The organism is Massilia sp. ST3 (assembly GCF_018119405.1).
Classification (GTDB): domain Bacteria; phylum Pseudomonadota; class Gammaproteobacteria; order Burkholderiales; family Burkholderiaceae_D; genus Telluria.
Genome location: NZ_JAGPWC010000008.1, coordinates 76,071 through 98,890, shown reverse-complemented (window position 1 = coordinate 98,890; position 22,820 = coordinate 76,071). Strand labels below are relative to the sequence as shown.

Here is a 22,820-nt window from a genome sequence, read left to right as displayed (position 1 = left end):
GACGGCGTTCCCGTGCCCTGGCCCGCGCGCAGCCGCGCGATCCTGGCCTGGGCCAGCGCGGCGAAGCGGCCCTTGGGGTAGGCCTTCAGGTAGGCCTCGTAGTCGCTGACGTGGGGGCTGTCCTTGATCGATTCCCAGAAGGCCAGCTCGAACTGCTCGGCGCTGTTCTTGGGAACCACACCCGCGAGCTGGAGGTCATGCCCGCGGTCCTGCGCGCTTGCGGCGCCCGCGAAGACCGGGCCTGCCAGTACGCACACCATCGAAAGTTTGTGCCACATGAGCGGCTCCTTTTTTCTCGCTGGGCGAGTGAGGAATTACCTTGCGATCTGAGTGAGAGTGTGCCAGATTTAAGAGTATAGATGCACACCTCAGTCTTCATTTGGCGGGAGGTCTCAATGATGCGCTCCATCCGCATTCTTCCGGCGCTGTGCGCGGCATGCCTGCTGCCGGGTGCGGCGCTGGCCCAGCAGGCCCAGCCCGCGAAGCCCGCCCAGGCATCGCAGCCCGCCGCGGCGCCCGCCAATGCCCAGGTGTACTTCATCTGGCCCCAGGACGGCATGGTGATCGAGGGCGGCAAGTTCTGGGTCAGGATGGGGCTGCGCAACATGGGTGTCGCGCCCAAGGGCACGGCGGTCGCCCACACCGGGCACCACCACCTGCTGATCGACACCGAACTGCCGCCGATGACCGAGGCGATCCCCAACGACCGCAACCACCTGCACTTCGGCGCGGGCGAAACCGAGGCGCGGGTCGAGCTGCCGCCAGGTAAGCACACCCTGCAGCTGCTGCTGGGAGACAAGGACCACGTGCCGCACAAGCCGCCGGTCCAATCGAAGAAGATCACCATCACGGTGCGCTAGGCCCCTTGCCGGGCGCGAAGGTCCATCACAAGAACAACGGAGACAAGCATGCGCAAACTGTTCGCCGCCGCCACCTTCGTGGCCGGGCTCGCCGGTTTCGCCCCGCTCGGCGCGCCGCCGGCGGCAGCCGCCGACGCGCCCGCCAACGCCTACTGCTACATCGGCTGGCCGCGCGACGGCGAGGTCCTTGCCGCCGGCAAACCCTTCCGCGTCTGGTTCGGGCTGCGCCACATGGGGGTGGCGCCGAAAGGCGTCGCCTTCGGCAATACAGGGCACCACCACCTCTTGATCGATACGGAACTTCCGCCTGCCGGACAGGTCATTCCATCGGACCGCAACCATTTGCATTTCGGCGCCGGCGAGACCGAAACCATGATCGAGCTGCCTCCCGGGAAGCACACGCTGCAGCTGCTGATGGGGGACGAAAACCACGTGCCCCACAAGCCGCCCGTGCATTCCAGGAAGATCACGATCACCGTCCGGTGAGCCAGGCCGGCCGTGCGCGGGGAATCTTCCATGGAACCGAACGCCACTTTCTCCGCCGCCACAGGACCCGTCAGCGCCTATATCGAATGGCTGGGCACGGAATCGGCCAAGCCCGCCGTGTTCCCCCTGCATGACGAAGCCGTGCTCGGACGCGGGCCGCAGGACGCCCTGGCCGACGACAAGAACGTCTGTATCCCGGAGCAGACCATCAGCCGCCGCCATGCGCGCATCCGGCGCCGCGGCGCCACCTATTTCATCGAAGACCTGCACTCGCGCAACGGCACCTTCGTCGATGGCGAGCGCCTGGCGCCCGGCAACTGGCACGCCTTGCGCGACGGCGAGGAACTCGCCCTGGCTTCGGCGCAACTGGTGTTCCACTCGCTGATGCTGCCGGAGCGCGGCAGCGCGCCGACGGTCATCACGCGCTCGGTCGATGCGACCCGCTTCGCGCCGGTGGTCGACACGCAGAACGCCGCCCGCAGCGAACTCGAGAACACGGTGCACCGGCTGCATGCGATGGCCCAGGTCAGTATCGCGCTCGGCGCGGTCACCGACCAGGACACCCTGATCGAGAAGATCATGAACCTGATCTTCGACCTGTTCCCCCTGGCCGAGCGCGCATTCATCATGCTGCGCGGGACGGAGCGCGATCCGCCGCGGCCGGTGGCGGCGCGGCGCCGCGGCGGCGCCGTCGAAGACCCGGCCCAGGTGCGCATCTCGCACACCATCGTCGACGAGGTGCTGGTGCGCAAGCGCGCCATCCTGTCGGTCGACACCCTGGCCGACCGCCATTTCGCGGCCCAGGAGTCGATCGTGGCCCAGGCCATTCTGAGCGTCATGTGCGTGCCGCTGATCCTGGGCGAGGAAGTGCTCGGCCTGATCCAGGTCGACACCTCGTCCGATCCCTATGCCTTCCAGGACGCCGATCTCGAGATCCTGAGCGGCGTGTGCGCGGAAACCGCGGTGGCCCTGAAGAATTTCCAGCTGTATTCGGACATCAAGGGCTTGCTCGACGGCTTCGTGTGCGCCTCGGTACAGGCGATCGAGGAGCGCGACCCGGTCACGGCGGGCCATTCGTTCCGGGTTGCCGGCTATGCCGAAGGGCTGGCGATGGCGATCGAGCACGCCGGCGACAGCAGCCTGCGCGCGGCCGCCTTCACCCCGGCCCAGCTGCGCGAGATCCGCTACGCCGCGCTGCTGCACGACTTCGGCAAGGTGGGCGTGCGCGAGCACGTGCTGCGCAAGGAAAAGAAGCTGCATCATGCCGACATGCGCCTCCTCGAGCAGCGTTTCCAGTACGCGCGCGCCTGCCTGGAACGGCACGCCTGGCGCAGCCTGGCCGAACGCCACCTGCACGGGGAACTCAGCATGACCGAATTCCGCCGCGAGCGCGACCGCATCGAGGCCGAACTGCGCGACGAGGGCGCTCGCCTGGACGAATTCCTCGAGCTGATCGTGCGCGCCAACGAGCCCTCGGTTTCGCATGCCGAGCCGCCGGCCGAGCTGGACGCCATCCGCTGCCATGCCTGTCCCGGCACCGACGACCCCGGTTTCCGCCTGCTCAGCGACGAGGAGTTCGCCGCGCTGAACATCGGCAAGGGCTGCCTGACGCCGGACGAACGGCGCCAGATCGAGGCCCATGTGGCCGATTCGTATTCCTTCCTGATCCTGATTCCCTGGACCCGCGAGCTGGCCGGGGTGCCGGCGATCGCCCACGGCCATCACGAGAAGCTGGACGGTTCCGGCTATCCAATGGGCCTGCGCGGCGGCCAGATCAGCCTGCAGACGCGGATCCTGACGATCAGCGACATCTACGACGCCCTGACGGCGCGCGACCGTCCCTACAAGCAGGCGGTACCGCCCGAGCGGGCGCTCGACCTGATGGCCGAGGAATGCCGCGCCGGCCACCTGGACGACCGCCTGTTCCAGGTATTCGTGGAATCGAAGGGCTGGGAAGCGCGCGCGCACGCTTAAGGGGCCGGAGGTCGACATGAACGCTGCAGCATATTCCAGGATCGGACGCCGGGCGCTGGCGGGGGCCATGCTCGCGCTGCTTTCCGGCTGCCCCGATGTCAGCATGAAGCCCTACCAGCGTCCGGAAACCCCGGTCAAGGCCGAGTGGTCGAGCCAGGCGGGACTGCCGGTGGCGCCCAGCGAAATGATCGCGCCGGACTGGTGGAAGCAGTTCCGCGATCCCTACCTCGACGGGCTGGTGGAGCGCGCCCTGGGCGCCAACTTCGACCTCAAGATCCTGGCCGCGCGCATTCGCGTGGCCGGCGCCGAGATCGACGAGGCGCGCGCCGGGGCCTTGCCGACCCTGGACGCCGGCGCCGGCGCCAGTTTCGAGAAGAGCACCGGCCAGAAATTCAGCAAGCAGTTCAACCTGGGCACCCAGGTGAACTGGGAGATCGATGTCTGGGGCAAGGTGGCGAAAGGGGTGGAAGCCCAGACCGCCGAGTTCAAGGCCACCGAGGCCGACTGGCGCGCGGGCTACCTGAGCCTGGTGTCCGAGGTGTCGACGACCTATTTCCAGATCATGCAGTTCGACGAGCAGGGCGCCCAGCAGCAGCGCACCCTGGAAAAAAACAAGGAAATCCTCGCCACCTACGAGGCCATGATGCAGCAGGGCCTGGTGCCGCAGACCAGGGTGATGCAGCAGCGCGCCGAGATCAACCGCATGAGCAAGGACTTGATCGAACTCAAACGCCTGAGGGCGCTGGCCGCGAACGCGCTGGCGACCCTGCTCGGCACGCCGGCCGGCCAGCTGCAGGTGCCGCCCGGCGCACTCCAGCAGCGCGTGCAGCTGCCGACGGTGCCCGAGGGCCTGCCGTCCCAGCTCCTCAAGCGCCGCCCGGACATCGTGGCCGCCGAATACCGGGTGCTGGTCGCCTACGACCTGGTGGGCCAGGCCAAGCTGGCCCAGCTGCCCTCGATCAGCCTGACGGGGCGCGGCGGCACCTCGAGTTTCGCGCTCGGCTCGCTGCTCAAGTCCTTCACCTTCGGCCTGCTCCCCAGCATCAATTTCCCGATCTTCGATCCGAGCGTGAAGGCGCGCCTGAAAACCAGCGAGGCGCGCACCGAGGTCGCCGAGCAGCAGTACCGCAGCGTGGTGATGGCCGCCTTCGAGGAGGTCGAGAACGCGCTGGTCAACCTCGACGCCCACCGCCGCCAGCGTGTCGAACTGCAGCAGCAGTCCGAGCAGCTGGGCACGGTCGCCACCCAGGTCGAGGCCCAGCTCAAGGAGGGCATGGTCTCGCAGCTCGAGGTGTTCGAGGCCCAGCGCAGCCTGCTCGCGGCCCAGCTGGCGCTGCTGGCCAACCACCAGCAGATCCTGTCCGATACGGTGACCCTGTACAAGGCCCTGGGCGGCGGCTGGCCGGCGGTGGAGGTGCGCAATGCGGCGCGCGAATGAGCGCCACGCCGGACAAGGCGCCGCGTGCAATGCGACGGGGAGGGCGCCGCCATGGCTGCCGAGGTGATGGCCGCGCCCATGCGCCGCGCACCCGGCGCCGCGTCGATGATCGTGCTCGAGCCGGTCTCGCATCCGGAGCTCGCCCCGATCCGGATCGACGACACCCTGTTCGCGATCGGCCGCAACGAGGCGCCTTTCGACACCTATCCCGCCGAGCTTGCCGGGGACCTGTCGCGCCGCCACGCCCGCATTTTCTGCGAGCACGGCGCCGTCTACCTGGCCGACCTGGGCAGCAAGAACGGCACCACGGTCAACGGCGCCGCTGTGCGGCAGTCGATCATGGCCCTGCGCAGCGGCGACCTGGTCGGCTTCGGCAAGCGCCTCAGCTACCGGGTGGAGCTGGAACGGGCGGCGCAGCAACCTGCGCGCGCGCGCCTGGCCAGCCTGACGCTCCAGCCCGAGGGGGGAGAGGGCTTGCAGCCCATCGTCGTGAGCCAGTTTCCCTTCCTGGTCAGCAAGGCCGACGAGACCTTCGCGCGCTACCGCGACGCCAGCGCGACCCAGGTGAACTACCTGTCGCGGCGCCACGCCCATCTCTTCCTCAAGGGCGGCGCGCTGTATGTCGAGGACCTGGGCAGCACCAACGGCACCTTTGTCAACGGCGCCAGGCTCGACGAGCATGCGCGGGCCCTGCAGGACGGCGATGTGCTCGCCTTCGGCGGCCGCCATTTCGTCTACCGGGTTGCACTGCAATGGGAGCCGCTGGAGGTCGACCCCACCGTGACCCGCATCGGCGTGGTGACGGCGGCGGCGCCGCTGGCGGATGCCGACCGGACCACCTTCGTGGGCGCCGCCGATTCTTTCCTCGAGATCTTTTGCATCGACCCCGGCCCCGGCCAGGACGAGACGCCGGAGGCCGCCGCCGCCTCCGATGCCGCACAGGAATCCGCGCCGGCCGGCGCCGGCGGCAAGTTCGGTCTGATGGCGGCCGGGCTGTACAAGGCCTTTGGCGGCAAGCGCCAGATCGAGGCGCGCCAGCTGCGCACCTGGGGCCTTGCCGCCGTCGGCCTGCTCGTGGTCCTGGTCTGGGCCCTGCGCAGCCTGGGCGGGCCGGAACGCGAGATCGAGGGTCTGCTGGCCGAGGGCGCCTACGCACAGGCCGCGACCGTGGCGGGCGCCGCGCTGGCGCGCGACCCGGGCAATGAGCGGCTGGCGTCGCTTGGCGCGGAAGCCCAGCTCAAGGCCGGGCTGCCCGCCTGGATGAATGCGTTGAAGGCGGGACGCTACCGGGACGCGTCGGCCAAGGTCGAGGCCATGCGGCGCCAGGGCGGCAACAACCCCGAACTGGCGCCTCTCCTGGCTGAGCTCGACTGGATCGCCGGCCTCAAAGCCTTCGTGGCCGCCAGGGGCGGGGCCCAGGCCGCCGTGCGCGACCCCGCCGACGGCGCGACGGTTGAAAGGGTGCTCAAGCAGTGGGAAGAGCAGAACGAGGCGCACCAGCGCGCCTTCGCCACGATCTCCGCCCACGTGCCGGCCTACCGCGACGCCTACGCCGATGCGCTCAGCGACCTGCGCAAGCTTTCCCTGGTTCGGGGCCAGCCATGAAGCCCCAGACCCTCACGCCATTGTCCGAAGCGCTGGAAGACCATAGCGCCGAAGGCATCGGTATCCTGACTTCCGATCCGTGGCGCTACACCCAGGCGCTGGTGTATTCCATGCTCGGCCTGGTGCTGACCGCACTGCTGTGGTCCTTCTTCGGCCACGCCGACGTGTTGGTGACGGCGAACGGCACCCTGGCGCCGGCCTCCGAGGTGCGGCGCCTGTACGCACCCATCGATGGGGAACTGAGCAATATCTACATCGCCGAGGGGCAGCCGGTGAACAAGGGCGACGTCGTGGCCCGGATCTACGCGCGCGGCGCGATCGAGGCGGCGCGCAATGCCCTCGAGGCGCGCCTGAAGCTGGAGGACGCCGAGCGCGAATGGCAGGAGTTCCCCGAGAAGAAAGCCCTCATGGAAAGACGCGCCGCCGCGCTGAAGGAAGCGGTGGCGCTCGAGGAACGCCAGCACCAGCGTCGCATCGGCGAGGGCAGCAGCAGCCTGTCGCTGGGACAGCAGGCGCAGTTGCAGGAAGCGCGCACCAACTTCGAGGATGCGCAACGCGCGCGCGACGCCGCCAAGGACGAAGCCGACAAGTATGCCCGCCTGTTCGCCTTGCCGGGCGGCGGCGGGGTGTCGCAGTTGCAGGTCGAGAGCAAGAAGAACGCGCTGCAGGCCGCGGAAAACGCCGTGCGGGTGGCGCAGTCGCGCATCAGCGAGCTGCGCGCGCGCCAGAGCCTGGAATCGAGCCAGGCCAGGACCGAGCTCGAGACCAGCGGCCAGGAAGTGACCAAGCTGCGCCTGCAGTCCGAGGCGGCCGACCGCGAGGTGGCCAATGCCGAGGACAAGATGCGGCTGCAGGTGCAGACGGCGCGCCTGGTGGCCGACGCCGCGGCGCGCATCCAGTTCGAGAACATCGACAAGGAGAACTTCCTGCGCATCGTCGCCCCGGTGGACGGCGTGATTACGGAGGTGACCTCGACCCAGCCCGGCGACAAGATCCAGGCCAACGCGCCCCTGGGCGGCATCGCCCCCAAGAACGCCAAGCCCGTCCTCAAGATCGAGATCGCCGAGCACGACCGCGCCTTCGTGCGCGAAGGCCAGGCGGTCCAGCTCAAGTTCAACGCCTTCCCCTACCAGCGCTACGGCGTGACGCGCGGCACCCTGCAGTTCATCTCGCCGGCGACCCGGCCCTCGGCGCAGACCAAGCAGCCGGTCTATGAAGGGCGCGTGACCCTCGAGCAGGATCATTACAAGGTCGGCGAGACCCGCTATCCGCTGCGCTACGGGATGACGGCAGTGGCCGAGATCGTGGTGCGCGAGCGGCGCCTGATCGACCTGGCGCTGGACCCGTTCCGGAACATCGGCGGCTGAGGGCGGCCAGCCGGCCCTCCAATCAGGGAAGCAGGCGCTCGGCGCGCAGCCGGGCGAACAGGTCGAAGAAGGACGCGTCGGTGGCCTGGTAGGCGGAGAAGCCCAGGCGACGGCTGTTCGCCATGTCCGTCATCACCTCCAGCGGCCGCCCGAGGTCGAAGTCGGTGTGCCAGGCCGAAGCCAGGCGGTCGAGGTCGGGTTCCGCCAGGCCATGGCGCTCGGCGATCGCGCGCCAGAGCGCGTGGTCGTGCGCCATCGCCTGCTCGAGGGGCTGGATCTGCCCGTTGAAACCGGCGGCCTGCACGCCGAACCATTCCGCCAGCTTCGGCCAAGGCCGGCCGGGTCGAGCAGGTCGGCCGCCACGTGCCGCACCGCGGGCAGGTCGCTGGGCGGGCGGCGCGACAGGCCGACGACCTCCCAGCCATTGGCGAGCAGCTCGCGCGCCACATGGTTGCCGCCGATGCCGGTAATGCCGGCGATCAATGCTGTCCGCTTCATGGGCTTCTCCTCTGGCCAGGGAAGACCATTCTACGTTGAGCGCCAAAGAGCCTGCGCACCTCGGCGGACCGGTTTTTGTGCCGCTGTGTTTTCCACTGCACTGTTCCCGCCAGCTAATCCCTGCACACTGGGATCAGAGTGAATTTTTGGGGAAAACACGATGTCGAGCGCAGCCACGACAGTGGAAGAAGCCATCCGGCTGGCCGGTGTGGGCAAATTCCAGTACCGCCTGTTCGTGATTTTCGGGCTGGTCTGGATGGCGGACGCCATGCAGGTGCTGTCGATCGGCTTCAGCGCGCCCTCGATCGCCAGGACGTTCGATCTGGCGCTGCCCCAGGCGCTGCAGACGGGCACCGCCTTCTTTATCGGCATGCTGCTTGGCGCCTTCGGCTTCGGGCGCCTGGCGGACCGGATCGGGCGCCGGCCGGTGCTGATGGCGGCCGTGGTGGTCGACGCCTGCTTCGGCGTCGCCTCGGCCTTCGCACAGGATTTCGGCTGGCTGCTGGCGCTGCGCTTCCTGACCGGCGTCGGCGTCGGCGGCACCTTGCCGGTCGATTACACCATGATGGCCGAGTTCCTGCCCAGCGACCGGCGCGGGCGCTGGCTGGTGCTGCTCGAATCCTTCTGGGCGGTCGGCACCATCCTGCTGGCGGTGCTGGCCCTGGCCGCCGTGGAATGGGGCGACGGCGCCTGGCGTGTAATCCTGTTCGTCACCGGCTTGCCGGCCCTGATTGGCGTGGTGCTGCGCTTCTACGTGCCGGAGTCGCCGCTCTACCTGCACCGGCGCGGCAAGTCGGAAGCGGCGCGCGCCGTGCTGCAGCGCGTCGCCGCGGTCAATGGAAGCCAGGTAACGATCCCGCCGCTGCGGCCCGAGGTGCCGGTGCGGCAGGGCCTGGCGGCGCTGTTCTCGCCCGCGCTGCGGCGCCGCAGCCTGTCGCTGTTCCTGGCCTGGGGATTGATCTCGATTTCCTACTATGGCGTGTTCGTCTACCTGCCGGTGAAGTTCGGCGCCGAAGGTTTCGGCTTCATGCGCGGGCAGGAATTCCTGATCCTGCTGGCGCTGGTCCAGCTGCCGGGCTTTGCGCTGTCGGCCTACGGGGTGGAGCGCTGGGGACGCAAGCCGACCCTGGTCGGCTTCCTGCTGCTGAGCGCGGCGGGCTGCATGCTGTACAGCGGCGGCAGCACGGCGCCGCTGGTGGTGGGGTCGACGCTCCTGATGAGCTTTGCACTGCTGGGCACCTGGGGCGCCCTGTACGCCTTCACGCCCGAGGTGTATCCGACCGCGCTGCGCGCCAGCGGCATGGGCGTGGCCGGGGCCGTGGCGCGCTTCGGCGGCCTGTTCGCGCCGGCCATCGTGGCGCCGGTGATGGCCACGCATTTCACGCTGGCGCTGGCGATGCTGGCGGCTTTCCTGCTGGCCGGCGCCGCGGCGATCGCCGGCGTCGGCGTGGAGTCGCGCAATCGCGCCCTGGAGTAAGCGCGCGGCCTACGGCCGGTCAGCGCAGCCAGGTCCGCAGCACCTCGGCGCTCCTGTCCATGCCGGTCTTGAGGCGCCGCTCGGCATGCGCCGAGCACTGCTCCAGGCTGCCGTTGCCTTGCTCCGCGGCCTTGGCGGCCAAGGCCTTGGCCGCGACCCCGAAGGCCGTGATCGCCTCGTCCCAGCTCAGGCCGGACGCTAGCGCGTGTTCGACGACGTGGGCGGCAAGGGCGCCAAGCTTGTCGATGCGGGGATCGGTCGTAATTCCTAGTTTCAACATTTTTCCTCCTGGCGCGACGCTGCATGCATGGACCTCGTTTGTAGCACGGCCGGCCGGCACGTTCCGTTCGCCAGGCGGCGTAGCCGGAGCAGCGAATGCCTGTAAGATACTGAACAGTGAATCACATGCTCGCGCAGGGAGAACGGTATGGCGGAAGCGAAGGGGAAGGGTAACGCACGCGAGGATGCGGGCAAGCTGGTGCTGCGGGTGGCGCTGGGACTGCTGATCCTGCTGCACGGGATTGCCAAGCTGCGCGGCGGTGTCGGATTCATTTCCGGAATGCTGGCCCAGCAGGGATTGCCGGGCGCGCTGGCCTATGGCGTCTACGTGGGAGAGGTGCTGGCGCCGCTGCTGATCCTGGCGGGCGTGTGGACGCGGCTGGCAGCGGCCGTCGTTGCGGTCAACATGGTGGTGGCGGTGGCCCTGGTCCACATGGGCGAGCTGTGGTCGCTATCCAAGACCGGCGGCTGGGAACTGGAACTCCAGGGGATGTTCCTGGCGGCCAGCGTGGCCTTGGCCCTGCTCGGCGCGGGGCGCTACAGCGTGGGCGGGGCGCGCGGACGCTTCAATTGAGGCGCCGCATAGCCGGCCCGCCCAGACTGCGGCGGGCCACGGTATTCAACATGCATCATTGCATTACGGTAAAATATATTTCGTGCAATAAAATAAAGCCGCATGCTTTCCCTGTCCGGCATACTACAGGGCCTCGATTCCTCGCCGGATAGTCTTACCCGAACCAGATTGAAGATCCTTTCCACACTCGCCTCCCTGCGTGGCCGTCTCACCTTCATCCTCATCATGCTGGTGCTGTCGGCATGTGCGCTGGTGGCCGGCATCGCCTTGTCGGTGGTGGAGCAGGAGGGCCGCGCCAGCATCGGCGCCCAGCAGTTCTCGCTGCTGTCCGCGGCCGCCGAGCACCTTGCGGCCGACATCGACAACAAGCAGATCCTGCTGGGCATGCTGGCCGAGAGCATGGCCGGCGCCGACAAGCCGGACGGGGCCCGCATGCAAGGCATGCTGGAAAGGCACGGCGCCCTGCGCACGGAATTCGACAGCATCATCGTGCTCGACCGCGCAGGCAGGCTGGCTGCCGGTGTACTGAGAGAGGGCAGGCCGGTCTTCGGCGACCAGCGCTTCGACGACCGGCACTACTTCAAGGCCACGCTCGCGCAGCGCAAGAGCATCGTCTCGGAGCCCGTGATCAGCAAGGTGTCGGGCAAGCCGCTGATCCTGATCACCGCGCCGGTGCTCGGCGCCGGCGGCGAGGTCCTGTACGTCCTGGGCGGCAGCATCCGTCTCGACCACTCCAGCTTCTTCGCCAAGATCCGCAACCTGAATCCGGGCGACAGCGGCTACCTGTTCGCGCTGACCGCGGACGGCATGATCCTGCACCATCCGAATACCACGCGCCTCCTGCGCAATGTCCGCAGCGAGGCCGGCGCCCCGGTGCCGTCGACGCTCAAGGCCCTGGGCGGCTGGGAAGGCTGGACCCTGGGCAGCTCCAAGAACGGCACCCGCGCCGTCCTGACCTACAAGCGCATGCGCGGCACCGGCTGGATCCTGGGTTCGGTCTATCCGTCCGCGGAGGCTTTCCGCGGCATCCACATCGCGCGCGAGACCGCCTGGGTCGACGCCGCCGTGGTGGCGCTGCTCGTCGGACTGGCCGGCTGGTACCTGCTGCGCCTGGTCCTCAATCCGCTGCACCTCCTGCGCCAGGCGGTAGAAGAGGTGGAGCTGGGCCAGCGCGACATCGACGCCTTCGATCTCAAGCGCAGCGACGAAATCGGCGCGCTGTCGCGCGCCTTCCATTCGCTCTCGCTCAAGCGCCGCGCCGCCGAGGCCCAGCTGGCCCGCATGGCGCTGACCGACGCCCTGACGGGCTTGCGCAACCGGCGCAGCCTGGACGAGGCGCTGCGCGCGGCCTACGAGCGGGTCAAGCGCACCCGCGGCACCCTGTCGGTGGCCTTCCTCGACATCGACCATTTCAAGCGCATCAACGACACCTGGGGCCACGAGGCGGGCGATATGGTGCTGCAGGAGTTCGCGCGCAGGCTGCTGAAGTCGGTGCGCGCCACCGACGCCGTGTTCCGGCTGGCGGGCGACGAATTCGTGATCATCTTCGAGTTCGCGGACCCGGCCCATGGCCTGGACGTTGCGGCCGCCAAGGTGGTGCAGGCGATGCAGGCGCCGTTCGAGATCGGCGGGCGGTCGCTGTCCGCGACCACCTCGATGGGGGTGGCGGCTGCCCATTGGAGCGAAGCCGATCCCAAGCGGATCATGCTCGCCGCCGACGAAGCCTTGTACGCGGCCAAGCGGGCGGGCCGGAACCGCTACCATCTCGCCTCGCCGGACGTCCTCGTGCCGGAGCCTGCCGCACGGCGCTGAGCGGTGATGGCGGGTGCGTGGCGCGGACTACCGGGCAAAGGCGGTCAGGACCGCACCATCCGCGAGCAGGCGAAGATGCGCGCGTCCCTTGGCCCCGCTGCCATACTCGGGGCACAGGTCCTCGGCGACAGCGAAATCGATGTGTCCGCGCTCCGGATCGATGGCGAGGATGCGCATCGCTTCGAAGCCGAAGAAACGGCGCACGGCGCCGTGCAATCCCTTGTAGAAACTTTCCTTGGCCGAAAAGGCCAGCGCCACGAGCGTCTCCTGGTCGATCGACGGAGCGCCGGCGGCGAGCGCTTCCAGCTCTTGCCGTGCAAGCGCGGTAGCGATCACGCTGGCCCGGGCATCAGGCGGAAGCGGCATCTCGATGTCGATGCCGAGGCCGCGCCGGCGCGTTGCAGGCACAACGGCGGCGCACCAGGGAGCGGCATGCGTGATGCTGCCGATGACGCCGGGCGGCCACACCGGCTCGCGCTGCATGCCGGTTTTCACCATCTCGGCGCCCAGGCCATGCGGTTCGAGAGCCAGCCGTGCGGCGAGGCGCCCAAAAAAATATTCCGCCTGCCGCTTCGGCACGCTGCGCGCGATATGCACGGGCAGGTGCAGCCCTGCCGCTGCAAAGGCGCTGGGATCGAAACGCTGGGGCGCGTACTCGACCATCGGAAGAACCTGATCGAGGCCGTCGATCGTTCAGTGGAGAAGCTCGAGGCGCTGCAGGCCGAACTGGCCGAGGGAGTGGGGCAACACGATGAAATCGGAAAAAGTGGCTATTTTGCCGAAGATCGCGTCGCCGCAAACACAATTTTTCTGCCGGACACGATGACAAGCCTGCATGAAGGATCCGCCCAGGTGGGAGTGCCGACGGCGCGGGCGCCGTTAGCGTTCCTGGTTGCCGGCGCCGTCGTTGCCGTCCTGCGCATCGGGCGTGCGCGCGGTCGGCAGGTGCCAGCCGTAGCGGATCGCGGCCAGGCGCAGGCCGAAGCACAGCGCCGCGCCGGCGCAGGCGGCCGGGGTGGTTGGCAATTGGAGCGCGTCGCCGATCACCACGACGCTGGCGCCGGCGAGGGCGGCAACGGCATAGATATCGGAGCGGAACACGGCGGGCACGTTCGACAGGAGCACGTCGCGCGCGACGCCGCCGCCGATGCCGGTCAACATGCCGAGCAGCGCCGCCATCACCGGCTCGAGGCCGAACACCAGCGCCTTCTGGGCGCCGGCCACGCAGAATAGCGCCAGCCCGGCGGCGTCGAACAGCGAGACCGCATTGCGCATGCGGTTGATGACCGGGTACCAGAAGAAGATCAGGACCCCGGCCAGCATCGACACCGCCAGGTAGCGCCAGTCGCTGATCGCCGCCGGCGGCGTGGCCCCGATCAGGACGTCGCGCACGATGCCGCCCGAGTTCGCGGCCACGAAGGACAGCACCAGCACGCCGAAGATGTCGAGCCGGCGCCGCGCTCCGGCGGTGGCGCCGCTCAGGGCGAAGACGAAGGTGCCGACCAGGTCGAGGGTGAGGACCAGGGTTTTCATGGCGGCGCCCATGTCAAGGGAGAGTACTGCGAACACGTTTGCTTGCCTTATCAAGTGGGGATCGACGGTCGGGCGCGAGGGCGCGGGCGGCCGGTCGCATGCGGGCCAGGATCGCCGGCCTGGGATGCACCGCGGACCGGCCAAGCTGCGATAGTATCGTGCCGACGCGGGAATTGGAAAGGGCGCCGGCGGCGCCCGCCTCTTTCCCGCACCGGAGCGAGTCGACTGCCACCAGTGGAGCGGACCATGGGCCTACCCGGATTCAAGCGGCGCCGCGAGCGTCCGCCGGCATTTCCTGTCTTCCCATTCGACAAAGACCTGCTTGCTCTCAGCACAGGCATCTCCAGCGTGCTCGCGGTCAGTTACCTGTGGGTTTACCTGGGCTATATCGGCCGCCCGGACCTTCTGCTCCCTTCCCTGGGCAACGCGGGCGCGCTGCTGGTGCTGTTCGCGATGTCGATGTTCTACTTTCCGCTGATGGCCTTGCTGGTGGCGCTGCCGGCGATCCTGATGGTCACGGCTGATCGATGGGCGCGGCGCCTGGATCCGGGCGGGCGCATCACGCCGCCCTGGCTTGCCGCGGGCGCGTTGTCGGCGCTCGGTGTGAGCGCCGCGCTGCATCTGGTACACAAGGGACTGGCCGATCCACCCGCCTATTGGCGCGGCGCCTGGCTGGAACTCCTGGCCCCGGCGCCGTTCCTGGTCTGGTTCGGCCTGCGCAGGCTGGGCGGCGCAGGCGCCTGCCAGGCCGGGCGCCCGTCAACGGCATGGTTCAGGGCGGGCATGGCCGGACTGCTCGCCTGGCTGCTCGCGCTGGCGCTCGGTGTTCCCGCCAGCCAGGCCTTGAAGGGCGACGAGCCGCCCGCCCTCAGGCTCGCGCGTGCGCTTGCACTGGCGGCGTGCGCGCTGGTCGCCGGCTTGCTGTTCATGCGCTGGCGCCGTGTAGAACTGTCCCGTGCAAGGATGATCACGCGTCTGACGCTGGTCAGTGCGCTGCTGGTCGTGGCAAGCCTCTGCCTGTCTCCGCGCCTGTTCGAGCGGACGATGAAAAAGGTCGCGTACTCGACGGGCATGCGCGACAAGAGCGTAGGCCTGTTCCTGGTCAATGCGCCGTTTCCGGCTTCTTCCTTCGATGCCAATTGGGGAGCCTGCGCCACGCAGGAGGAGGGCAAGGTCCTGGTGTGGGGCCGCAAGATGTTCGCGTTCGGCGACACGCTCTTGATCTGCCCCGGCAATTATGAAGGGCCGACGTCGAAAGCGATGCGGCGCTGCGCGGCGGAGGAATGCATGGCGCTGTCGGCGAAGGATGCGGCCCGATGGATCGCGCCGCGGCCAGGCGTGTGTCCGCCCATGCCGGTCCTGCCCGACAAGGTCGACGGATGCCGCGATTACAGGGTTGCAGGCCCCGGCGCGGCGCCGGCGCCGTTCAGTGCAAGGCAGGTTGCGGCGCCAGGACCGCGGGCTGGACGCTGATGCCCAGGCGCGCCGCCGCCATCGCGGCCTCGGTGCGGTTCTGCACGCCGAGCATCCTGAATGCCGCGGACAAATGCGCCTTGACCGTGCCTTCGGCCATGTGGAGCTCGCGTGCAATGACCTTGTTGGCCTTTCCCTGCACCGCCTGGAGCAGTACTGCCAGCTGGCGCTGCGACAGTCCGCCCGGATCGCGCGCAGGCGGCGGGGGCGCGGCATCGCCATCCGGCAGCTCCAGCAGCACCCCGGGAGGAAGATAGATTCCTCCCGCCAGCACCAGGCGCAAGGCCGCCACCAGCACCGAGGGGCTGCTCGACATGGGCAGGTAGCCAGCGGCGCCCGCAGCGAATGCCCGCTTGATGACGCGATAGTCGTCGTCGCCCGGCAGCACCACCACCGCCGAAGGGCGGAAGGCGTTGCGCACCATGGCGAAGTCGGCTTCCCAGTCCAGGCCGCCGGCGGCGTGCAGGTCCATCAGGACGAGATCCATGTGCGAGCTGGAGGCGCAGGCGAGGGCCGTTGCGCAATGCGACGCCTCGATGAAGTCGATGCCCGGCGCCAGGTCGGCCAGCAAGAGCTTGAGTCCCTGCCGGAACAGTTGGCGATTGTCGATCAGTAAGATTCGCACAGGTCCCCCTGATGCGTGAGGTGAGCCAAGCCAAATGGCCTAGGCATTGGTCTAGATTAGCACATTGTTAATGCTCAAGGAATGACCGATCGCTTAACCAAGAGTTGGATTTTCGCGACACCGTACTGTTTCTATACTCTCTACACGAACGGGATCGGGCAGACCCACGGCGAAAACGCATTCTGCCCGCTGAAGTCTGCGAGGCCGGGCGAGCGCGACAAGGAGACCTGGAACGGCAGGCGAACTGGGGAGAGGGAACATGGATTCCGAAATAGGCTTGTCCGTCGGCCTCGAGGCGAACCTGAGACGCAAGCTCCAGAACCTGAACTACGACTGCAGCAAGGGACTCGCGTCGGCGTGCGCGTTGTTCATGAAAGACCATGAGCTGAAGGACACGGGCGAGCTCTGGGCCAAGCTGACGGAGCTGGGCGGCGTGATGTTCAGCGAGGCCTTCCAGTACGAGCTCGATGCGTTCGACGGCCTGGACCCGAAGGGGCCGCGGGAAGCCGAGCTCGCTAGCGTGAACGCGCGTGCCCACGACAGCCGGCTGGCCGGACTCGCGTTCTCGGGAGGCGGAATCCGCAGCGCGACCTTCAACCTGGGCGTGCTGCAGGCCTTGGCCGAGATGAAGCTGCTGCGCGGTTTCGATTACCTCTCCACCGTGTCGGGCGGCGGCTATATCGGCGGCTGGCTGACGAAATGGATCAGCGAGTGCCGCGGCGAGGTCCGGGCAGTCGAGGACGGACTGGTCGCGGCCAAGGTGGCGGAGTGTCCGCGGACCGAACCATGGCCTGTCCAGTTCCTGCGGCGCTACAGCAACTACCTGACGCCACGTGTGGGCCTGTTCAGCGCGGATACCTGGACCCTGATCTGCACCTACGCGCGCAACACCTCGCTGAACATGGCGATGCTGTTCGCCATCCTTGGGGCGGTGTTCCTGTTGCCGCGCTTCGCCATGCTCGGCGTCGAACAATCGGACCTGGCGCGTAGTGGCCAATGGTGGACCATCGCGGCGATCGCGCTGTTCCTGTGGAGCGTGTTCAGGATCGCCTTGAGCATCTCGCGCAAGGGCAGGCATCCCCTCGACGGCCCGCTGGCGGAACACCAGGGCGTCGTGCTGCGCTATATCTGCCTGCCGCTCGTCCTGGCCGGGTTCGCCGGCAGCGTGGCCGCCTGGGCCAACCGGAGAACGCTGGCGGGGTACTGGGACGCCCTATGGGATCCCCTCAGCAACCTGCCTTTCCTGGTGATTCCCGGCGCCTGCTACTTCGGCGCCTGGGCGCTGGGCTGGAGCGCCGCGCAACTCCTGAACCGCCCCGCCCAAATCATGGAGAACCCGTTCGGCTTCCTGCGCAGTACCGCGATACAGGGTATCGGCCACGCGCTGAGCGCGGCGGTCGCGCTGGCCGTGGGCAGCGTCCTGCTGCTGAAAGGGGCATCGCTGATCGAGGCGAATGCGTGGGGACCGCTGGATTCCGTGCAGCGCGTGAGCTTCGGCATGCCCTTGATGATGGCGCTGTTTGGCTTGACGATCACGCTGATGATCGGCCTGGTCGGCCGCATGTATGGGGACCAGAGCCGGGAGTGGTGGGCCCGCCAGGGCGGGTGGACAGTGATCCTTGCGGTGTCCTGGCTCGCCGTGTTCGCCAGTGCCTTCTATTTGCCGCCCTTGCTCGACTGGGCGTGGCATGCATGGCTGAAGACGACCGCAACCGGCACCGTGCTGACGAGTATCGCCATGCTCGTCGGCCTGAAGTCCGGCAGCGACAAGGACACCGGCAAGGAAGGCAGCGCACGCTGGAAGGAGCTGGTCGCGCAAGCCGCACCCTACGCCTTCACCTTGTTGACGATCGCTGCGTTGACGACGGTACTGCAGTGGCTGGTCGCGCCCGAGCCGGTGATTCCGAAAGGGAGCGAAAAGAACCTGGCGGCCTATTTCGAGGCCTATGCGGCGGCAAGCGAGAGCACCTCGCTGCTGATCCCGGGAGCCCAGCCCGAAACGCCGCCGTTTGGCCTGGCCGCGCTGTGGGCCGGCCTGGTGGCTGTCGCCGCGGTCCTGAACTGGCGGGTGGACGTCAACAAGTTCTCGCTCTACATGATGTATCGCCTGCGGCTGGTGCGGGCTTATTTCGGCGCATCATCCGGCGCGCGCGAACCCCATCCCTTCACGGGCTTCGATCCCTGCGACGACCCGTCCCTTGCCGCCATGCGCATGAAAACGGATGCCGACGGCGTTCCAACCGCCGAAGTGCAGCGTCCATTCCACCTGATCAATGCGGCCGTCAATATCGTCGGCGGCAAGGAACTGGCCTGGCAGACCCGCAAAGCCGGCAATTTCTGTTTCTCGCCGGCGTACTGCGGCTTCGAATTGCCCCAGCTGCCTGCCGACGGCCGGCGCCAGGCCTCCCCACGCGGGGCATTCCGCCAGACCGCCGATTACGCCTCCAAGGCCGGACCGTTCAAGGACGAAGACAGCGGCGTGAAGCTCGGCATGGCGATTGCCGTGTCCGGCGCCGCGGCGAGTCCGAACATGGGCTATCACAGCTCGCCACCCCTCAGCTTCCTGATGACCCTGTTCAATTTGCGCCTGGGCCGGTGGTCGCCCAATCCCGTCCGCGAGAAGGTGTGGAAGCAGGCGTCGCCGCACTCCGGTATGGCAAGCATCCTGCTCGAGCTGCTCGGCCTGACCGACACCAGCGCCGACTTCCTCTACCTGTCGGACGGCGGGCATTTCGAGAATCTCGGCATCTACGAGCTGGTGAGGCGGCGCTGCCATCTCATCGTGGTGGTGGACGCCAGCTGCGACCGGGAGAATGCCTTTGGGGATCTCGGCAATGCGGTTCGCAAGTGCCTGACGGACTTCAATATCCCGATCGAGCTGGACGCCGGGCGGATCAAGCCGCTCAGCGCGACCACCACCCAGGGCGTCACTGCCGTCACCGGCACGATTCGCTACAGCCAGGCCGACGGCAACAAGGTGTGCGATGGGGTGCTGCTGTACATTAAACCGACCTTGATCGGCGGCGAAAACGCCGACGTCCTCAACTACAGCAAGATGCATCCCGAATTTCCCCACCAGAGCACCGGCGACCAGTGGTTCGACGAGGACCAGTTCGAAAGCTACCGGACTCTCGGCTACCGCGCGGTGCGCAGCGCGCTGCGCGGGATTGCGGACGATCCGAGCCGCATCCGCACCGTAGCTACCGATCCGGTGCGCGAGGGAAAAGAGCGCATCGAGGCGATCTCCCGCCTGCTGCTGCGCCGCAAGGAGCAGCGGTCGGATAACGTGACGCCGCTACGCCGGCACAACGCACGCACGCATTCCGTATGGCGCGAGAAACACGCCTGAGCCTGGTGCGCGGGGGGCGGCGCCGGAGCCCGATGCCCTGCGCCGCCGCCGATTGCGGCGCCAGGACTTGTTTTCGCGGCGGGACTACCTGTCGGGTCCAGGACGGCACAGCAATCCGGCGCGGCCGCAGAATGGTACCTAAATGTTATAGCAAACATATAAAAGTTAGCGTTATCATCCATAGCCGCCTGCTGTCGCGTTGGCGGTCCATTGGAGGAGATAACGCATGCAGAACAAGAGAACAATTTCAGGAATGGGCGCGCTCGCACTATGCGCCGTACTTGGAGGCAGCAATGCGTCCGGCGCCACCTACTCATTCCAGGATCCGGCGCAGCCGGTCGAGGCGCGCATTGCCAATATGCTGTCCCTGATGACGGCGGACGAGAAGATCGAGGCGCTGTCGACCAACTCGGGTGTGCCGCGCCTGGGCATTCCGAACTTCGGCAGCACCGAGGGCATCCACGGCATCGTGCGCCGGGGCGACGCCAAGAAAGGCCGCCAGGCCATCACCACCACCCAGTTCCCCCAGCCGCCCGGCATGGGCGCGAGCTGGAACCCGGAGCTGGTGCGCCGGGCAGCCCAGGTGCAGTCGGTCGAGGCGCGCTACATCACCCAGAGCGCGGCCTACGGCCAGCCGATGCTGATGCAATGGGGGCCGCAAGCCGACCTGGCGCGCGATCCGCGCTGGGGCCGCAGCGAAGAGGTGTACAGCGAAGACCCCTACCTGGCGGGCAGCATGGCGGCCGCCTTTACCCGCGGCCTGCAGGGCGAGCATCCGCGCTACTGGCGCGGAGCGGCCCTGCTCAAGCACTTCCTGGCCAACAGCAACGAGAACGGGCGCGCGAATTCGTCCTCGGACTTCGACGAGCGCCTGTTCTGGGAATACTATGCCGTCCCGTTCCGCATGAGCTTCGAGGAAGCGGGCGCGCGCGGCGTGATGGCGGCCTACAACGCCTGGAACGGCACGCCGATGCACCTGCATCCGGTGCTCAGGGACACCGTGATCGGCAAGTGGGGCGTGGACGTGGTGTCGAGCGATGGCGGCGCCGTCGGCAACCTGGTCAAGTGGTACAAGATTTTCCCAAGCCAGAAGGAAGCCGCGGTGGCGGTCCTGAAAAGCGGCATCAACCAGTACCTGGACACCTACAAGGACGAACTGCGCGCCGCACTCAAGGACGGGACGGTCGCCGAGTCCGAGCTCGACGAGGCGCTGGCGCGCAAGTTCCGCGTGACGATTCGCCTTGGCCTGGTCGATCCTCCAGAGGGCAATCCCTATGCCGCGATCAAGGACGGGCCGGCGCCCTGGCTGGGCGAGGACCACCAGGCGGTGTCGCTGCGCATGGCGCTCGAATCCATCGTCCTGATGAAGAACGCGCAGCGCACCTTGCCGCTGGCCAAAGGGCGCATCAAGCGCATCGCGGTGATCGGGCCGCACGCCGACAGCGTGCATTGGGACTGGTATGGCGGCATCCCGCCGCACAAGGTGACGGCGCTGGACGGCATCCGGGCCGCCCTCGGGCCAGGCGTCACAGTGCACCATGCCGCCGACAACACGGGCGGGGCGGCGGCCAAGGCCGCGCGCGAATCGGACGTGGCCGTGGTCTTCGTCGGCAACGACCCGACCTGCGGCCCGAACATGGCGACCGACTGGACCGACAACGGCACCAAGCCCTGTGCCGATCCGGGCGACGGCCGTGAAGGGCGCGACCGCGAAACCCTGGCGCTGGCCCAGGAGGAACTGGTGAAGCAGGTGCTGGCCGCGAACCCGCGCACCGTGATGGTCCTGATGTCGAGCTTCCCCTACACGATCAACTGGTCGAAGCAGCACGTCCCGGCGATCCTGCAAATGGCGCATTCCTCGCAGGACCAGGGCACGGCGCTGGCGAAGGTGCTGTTCGGCGACTACAACCCCGGCGGCAAGCTGGTCGCCACCTGGCCGGCGTCGATGGCGCAGCTGCCGCCGATGATGGACTACGACATCCGCAAGGGCCGCACCTACCTGTACGCCAGGGACAAGCCGCTGTTCGCCTTCGGCCATGGCCTGAGCTACACCAGCTTCCGGTACACGAAGCTGCGCGTGGAAGCGGACAGCCTGAAGCCGGACGGCGCGGTGGGCGTGGACGTGGAGGTCGCCAATACCGGCAAGCTGGCTGGCGACAGCGTGGTGCAGCTGTATGCCTCGTGGCCGGAGTCCGCGGTGGCGAGGCCGCGGCAGGCCCTGGTCGGATTCCAGCGCGTCAGCCTGCGGCCCGGCGAGAAGCGCACCGTGCGCATTCCCCTCGAAGCGAAGCGCCTGGCCTACTGGAACGCGCAGCGCAAGGCGCTCGAAGTCGAACCTGGGCCGGTCAAGCTCATGGTGGGCGAAGCCTCCGACGCGATCCGCCTCAGTACCGCGATCGAGGTGCGTCCCTAGTCCCTGGCCCTCTGACTAGCGGCGCACCGACAGCGCACCAGCGGCAACCATGGCGATCTGCTCGCGCGACGCCAGGTTGAAGTCGCCGGCGATCGAGTGCTTGGCCACCGCGGCCGCCAGGCCGAAACCGGCGACGGCGGCCGGGCCCTCTCCGCGCAGCAGGCCGTCGAGGATGCCGGCCGCGAATGCGTCGCCGGTGCCGATGCGGTCCACGATCTCGTGCAGATGGTAGGGGCCGGCCTCGGCGGCCCCGCCTGACGCGTCGCGCGTGCGCAGGCAGGCGCGCAGCTCGTGCTGCTGCACGCTCAGTTCGCGGCGCCGGGTGAAGGCGATGTGGCCCAGATGGGGAAAGGCGGCGAAGGCGGCGGCCACCGCTTCGTCTTCGCGTTCCGGCTGCGCGAGTTCCGGCCGGCCCAGCAGCAGGGCGAAGTCGCGGCCGTTGGCGAAGGCGAGATCCGCCCGCGCCATCAGGGCGCGCAGGACGCCGGCGCCGTCCTCGCCGCGCGCGGCCCAGAGCGAAGCGCGGTAGTTGCCGTCGAAGGACACGCGCACACCCAGCGCACGCGCGCTGCGCATCGCCTCCGCTACCGCCCGGGCCGGCGCTGCGCCGACCGCGGGCGAGATGCCGGACACGTGCAGCCAGGCGGCGCCCGCCAGCAGCGCGTTCCAGTCGTAGCCGGCCGGATCGGCGCAGGCGAAGCTCGATCCGGCGCGGTCGTAGACGATCTCGGAGGGACGCAGCACCGCGCCAGGCGTCAGGAAGTACAGGCCCATGCGGCCGGGTTCGCGCCGCACGCCGCCCACGTCGACCCCGTGCGTGCGCAGCGCGTCGACGGCGATCTGTCCGGGCGCGCTGTCCGGCAGCGTCGTTACCATCGCCGTGGCGTGGCCGAGGCGGGCGAGCGAGACGGCGACGTTGGCCTCGGCGCCGCCGGTGCACAGGTCCAGGGTGGAGGCTTGGGCCAGCAGGCGTCCCGCGGGCGGCGACAGGCGCAGCAGCATTTCGCCGAAGCAGACGATGCGACCGGGTAGAGGTGCGGACATGGAACTCCAGGTG

At 68.3% G+C, this 22,820-nt stretch carries 18 protein-coding genes and 2 pseudogenes; 12 read left to right on the top strand and 8 right to left on the bottom strand.

What is annotated here, in order from left to right; genetic code table 11:
• Positions 1 to 278, bottom strand: a pseudogene (locus KBW98_RS04585) (formylglycine-generating enzyme family protein); the annotation flags it as partial.
• Between the two features lie 120 nt (positions 279 to 398).
• On the opposite strand from KBW98_RS04585, the gene KBW98_RS04580 reads away from it, so the two are divergent.
• From KBW98_RS04580 to KBW98_RS04555, 6 genes are read left to right on the top strand one after another with little or no spacing between them, the layout of a single operon-like run.
• A complete protein-coding gene (locus KBW98_RS04580; RefSeq protein ID WP_373888901.1) occupies positions 399 to 860 on the top strand; it encodes a DUF4399 domain-containing protein in 462 nt (153 codons plus the stop codon).
• A gap of 48 nt (positions 861 to 908) precedes the next feature.
• A complete protein-coding gene (locus KBW98_RS04575) occupies positions 909 to 1,346 on the top strand; it encodes a DUF4399 domain-containing protein (RefSeq protein ID WP_211518943.1) in 438 nt (145 codons plus the stop codon).
• 30 nt (positions 1,347 to 1,376) lie between these two features.
• Positions 1,377 to 3,320: an HD domain-containing phosphohydrolase gene (locus tag KBW98_RS04570; protein ID WP_229428978.1), complete on the top strand. Its 1,944-nt coding sequence runs from the start codon at positions 1,377 to 1,379 to the stop codon at positions 3,318 to 3,320.
• Between the two features lie 16 nt (positions 3,321 to 3,336).
• The gene (locus KBW98_RS04565; RefSeq protein WP_211518942.1) at positions 3,337 to 4,758 is read left to right on the top strand and encodes an efflux transporter outer membrane subunit; all 1,422 of its coding nucleotides are present in this window, start codon (positions 3,337 to 3,339) and stop codon (positions 4,756 to 4,758) included.
• A gap of 24 nt (positions 4,759 to 4,782) precedes the next feature.
• A complete protein-coding gene (locus KBW98_RS04560; protein ID WP_211518941.1) occupies positions 4,783 to 6,363 on the top strand; it encodes an FHA domain-containing protein in 1,581 nt (526 codons plus the stop codon).
• The gene (locus KBW98_RS04555) at positions 6,360 to 7,730 is read left to right on the top strand and encodes an HlyD family efflux transporter periplasmic adaptor subunit (protein ID WP_211518940.1); all 1,371 of its coding nucleotides are present in this window, start codon (positions 6,360 to 6,362) and stop codon (positions 7,728 to 7,730) included. Before KBW98_RS04560 ends, KBW98_RS04555 begins: the two co-directional genes overlap by 4 nt.
• 22 nt (positions 7,731 to 7,752) lie before the next feature.
• On the opposite strand, the gene KBW98_RS23865 is transcribed toward KBW98_RS04555, so the two are convergent.
• A complete protein-coding gene (locus KBW98_RS23865) occupies positions 7,753 to 8,034 on the bottom strand; it encodes a hypothetical protein (RefSeq protein WP_229428977.1) in 282 nt (93 codons plus the stop codon).
• A 92-nt stretch (positions 8,035 to 8,126) separates the two neighbouring features.
• Positions 8,127 to 8,228 (bottom strand): annotated as a pseudogene (locus KBW98_RS24190) (NAD-dependent epimerase/dehydratase family protein); the annotation flags it as partial.
• Between the two features lie 160 nt (positions 8,229 to 8,388).
• On the opposite strand from KBW98_RS24190, the gene KBW98_RS04545 reads away from it, so the two are divergent.
• Positions 8,389 to 9,705, top strand: coding sequence for an MFS transporter (locus KBW98_RS04545; protein ID WP_211518938.1), 1,317 nt, complete (start codon positions 8,389 to 8,391; stop codon positions 9,703 to 9,705).
• Between the two features lie 19 nt (positions 9,706 to 9,724).
• Here the strand turns inward: KBW98_RS04545 and KBW98_RS04540 are convergent, their stop codons facing one another.
• Positions 9,725 to 9,985 (bottom strand): hypothetical protein, encoded by a 261-nt coding sequence (locus tag KBW98_RS04540; RefSeq protein WP_211518937.1) that lies wholly within the window; start codon positions 9,983 to 9,985, stop codon positions 9,725 to 9,727.
• A gap of 147 nt (positions 9,986 to 10,132) precedes the next feature.
• Between KBW98_RS04540 and KBW98_RS04535 the strand changes: the two genes are divergently transcribed.
• Positions 10,133 to 10,558: a DoxX family protein gene (locus tag KBW98_RS04535; RefSeq protein WP_211518936.1), complete on the top strand. Its 426-nt coding sequence runs from the start codon at positions 10,133 to 10,135 to the stop codon at positions 10,556 to 10,558.
• Positions 10,559 to 10,726: 168 nt separating this feature from the next.
• Positions 10,727 to 12,370 (top strand): sensor domain-containing diguanylate cyclase, encoded by a 1,644-nt coding sequence (locus KBW98_RS04530; RefSeq protein WP_211518935.1) that lies wholly within the window; start codon positions 10,727 to 10,729, stop codon positions 12,368 to 12,370.
• Between the two features lie 27 nt (positions 12,371 to 12,397).
• Here the strand turns inward: KBW98_RS04530 and KBW98_RS04525 are convergent, their stop codons facing one another.
• A complete protein-coding gene (locus KBW98_RS04525) occupies positions 12,398 to 13,033 on the bottom strand; it encodes a 4'-phosphopantetheinyl transferase (RefSeq protein ID WP_211518934.1) in 636 nt (211 codons plus the stop codon).
• A 216-nt stretch (positions 13,034 to 13,249) separates the two neighbouring features.
• The gene (locus tag KBW98_RS04520; RefSeq protein WP_229428976.1) at positions 13,250 to 13,903 is read right to left on the bottom strand and encodes a trimeric intracellular cation channel family protein; all 654 of its coding nucleotides are present in this window, start codon (positions 13,901 to 13,903) and stop codon (positions 13,250 to 13,252) included.
• Positions 13,904 to 14,149: 246 nt separating this feature from the next.
• On the opposite strand from KBW98_RS04520, the gene KBW98_RS04515 reads away from it, so the two are divergent.
• The gene (locus tag KBW98_RS04515; protein WP_211518933.1) at positions 14,150 to 15,376 is read left to right on the top strand and encodes a hypothetical protein; all 1,227 of its coding nucleotides are present in this window, start codon (positions 14,150 to 14,152) and stop codon (positions 15,374 to 15,376) included.
• Here KBW98_RS04515 and KBW98_RS24185 read toward each other — a convergent pair.
• Positions 15,330 to 16,001, bottom strand: a complete 672-nt coding sequence (locus tag KBW98_RS24185) for a response regulator transcription factor (protein ID WP_211518932.1) — start codon at positions 15,999 to 16,001, stop codon at positions 15,330 to 15,332. The genes KBW98_RS04515 and KBW98_RS24185 overlap by 47 nt on opposite strands.
• Positions 16,002 to 16,260: 259 nt before the next feature.
• On the opposite strand from KBW98_RS24185, the gene KBW98_RS23855 reads away from it, so the two are divergent.
• Together KBW98_RS23855 and KBW98_RS04500 are read left to right on the top strand one after the other, a co-directional pair.
• The gene (locus tag KBW98_RS23855; protein ID WP_229428975.1) at positions 16,261 to 19,350 is read left to right on the top strand and encodes a hypothetical protein; all 3,090 of its coding nucleotides are present in this window, start codon (positions 16,261 to 16,263) and stop codon (positions 19,348 to 19,350) included.
• A gap of 226 nt (positions 19,351 to 19,576) precedes the next feature.
• The gene (locus KBW98_RS04500; protein WP_229428974.1) at positions 19,577 to 21,763 is read left to right on the top strand and encodes a glycoside hydrolase family 3 C-terminal domain-containing protein; all 2,187 of its coding nucleotides are present in this window, start codon (positions 19,577 to 19,579) and stop codon (positions 21,761 to 21,763) included.
• Between the two features lie 15 nt (positions 21,764 to 21,778).
• Here KBW98_RS04500 and KBW98_RS04495 read toward each other — a convergent pair whose 3' ends face one another.
• Positions 21,779 to 22,807 carry a sugar kinase gene (locus KBW98_RS04495; protein WP_211518931.1) on the bottom strand — a complete coding sequence of 343 codons (1,029 nt, stop codon included), beginning with the start codon at positions 22,805 to 22,807 and terminating at the stop codon, positions 21,779 to 21,781.
• Positions 22,808 to 22,820 lie beyond the last annotated feature (13 nt).

Excerpts from the sequence above, each read along its gene's own strand:
- KBW98_RS04580 (WP_373888901.1), top strand. The coding sequence starts at position 399 with ATGCGCTCCATCCGCATTCTTCCGGCGCTGTGCGCGGCATGCCTGCTG.
- KBW98_RS04575 (WP_211518943.1), top strand. The coding sequence starts at position 909 with ATGCGCAAACTGTTCGCCGCCGCCACCTTCGTGGCCGGGCTCGCCGGT.
- KBW98_RS04570 (WP_229428978.1), top strand. The coding sequence starts at position 1,377 with ATGGAACCGAACGCCACTTTCTCCGCCGCCACAGGACCCGTCAGCGCC.
- KBW98_RS04565 (WP_211518942.1), top strand. The coding sequence starts at position 3,337 with ATGAACGCTGCAGCATATTCCAGGATCGGACGCCGGGCGCTGGCGGGG.
- KBW98_RS04555 (WP_211518940.1), top strand. The coding sequence starts at position 6,360 with ATGAAGCCCCAGACCCTCACGCCATTGTCCGAAGCGCTGGAAGACCAT.
- KBW98_RS04545 (WP_211518938.1), top strand. The coding sequence starts at position 8,389 with ATGTCGAGCGCAGCCACGACAGTGGAAGAAGCCATCCGGCTGGCCGGT.
- KBW98_RS04540 (WP_211518937.1), bottom strand. The coding sequence starts at position 9,985 with ATGTTGAAACTAGGAATTACGACCGATCCCCGCATCGACAAGCTTGGC.
- KBW98_RS04535 (WP_211518936.1), top strand. The coding sequence starts at position 10,133 with ATGGCGGAAGCGAAGGGGAAGGGTAACGCACGCGAGGATGCGGGCAAG.
- KBW98_RS04525 (WP_211518934.1), bottom strand. The coding sequence starts at position 13,033 with ATGGTCGAGTACGCGCCCCAGCGTTTCGATCCCAGCGCCTTTGCAGCG.
- KBW98_RS04520 (WP_229428976.1), bottom strand. The coding sequence starts at position 13,903 with ATGAAAACCCTGGTCCTCACCCTCGACCTGGTCGGCACCTTCGTCTTC.
- KBW98_RS04515 (WP_211518933.1), top strand. The coding sequence starts at position 14,150 with ATGGGCCTACCCGGATTCAAGCGGCGCCGCGAGCGTCCGCCGGCATTT.
- KBW98_RS23855 (WP_229428975.1), top strand. The coding sequence starts at position 16,261 with ATGGATTCCGAAATAGGCTTGTCCGTCGGCCTCGAGGCGAACCTGAGA.
- KBW98_RS04500 (WP_229428974.1), top strand. The coding sequence starts at position 19,577 with ATGCAGAACAAGAGAACAATTTCAGGAATGGGCGCGCTCGCACTATGC.
- KBW98_RS04495 (WP_211518931.1), bottom strand. The coding sequence starts at position 22,807 with ATGTCCGCACCTCTACCCGGTCGCATCGTCTGCTTCGGCGAAATGCTG.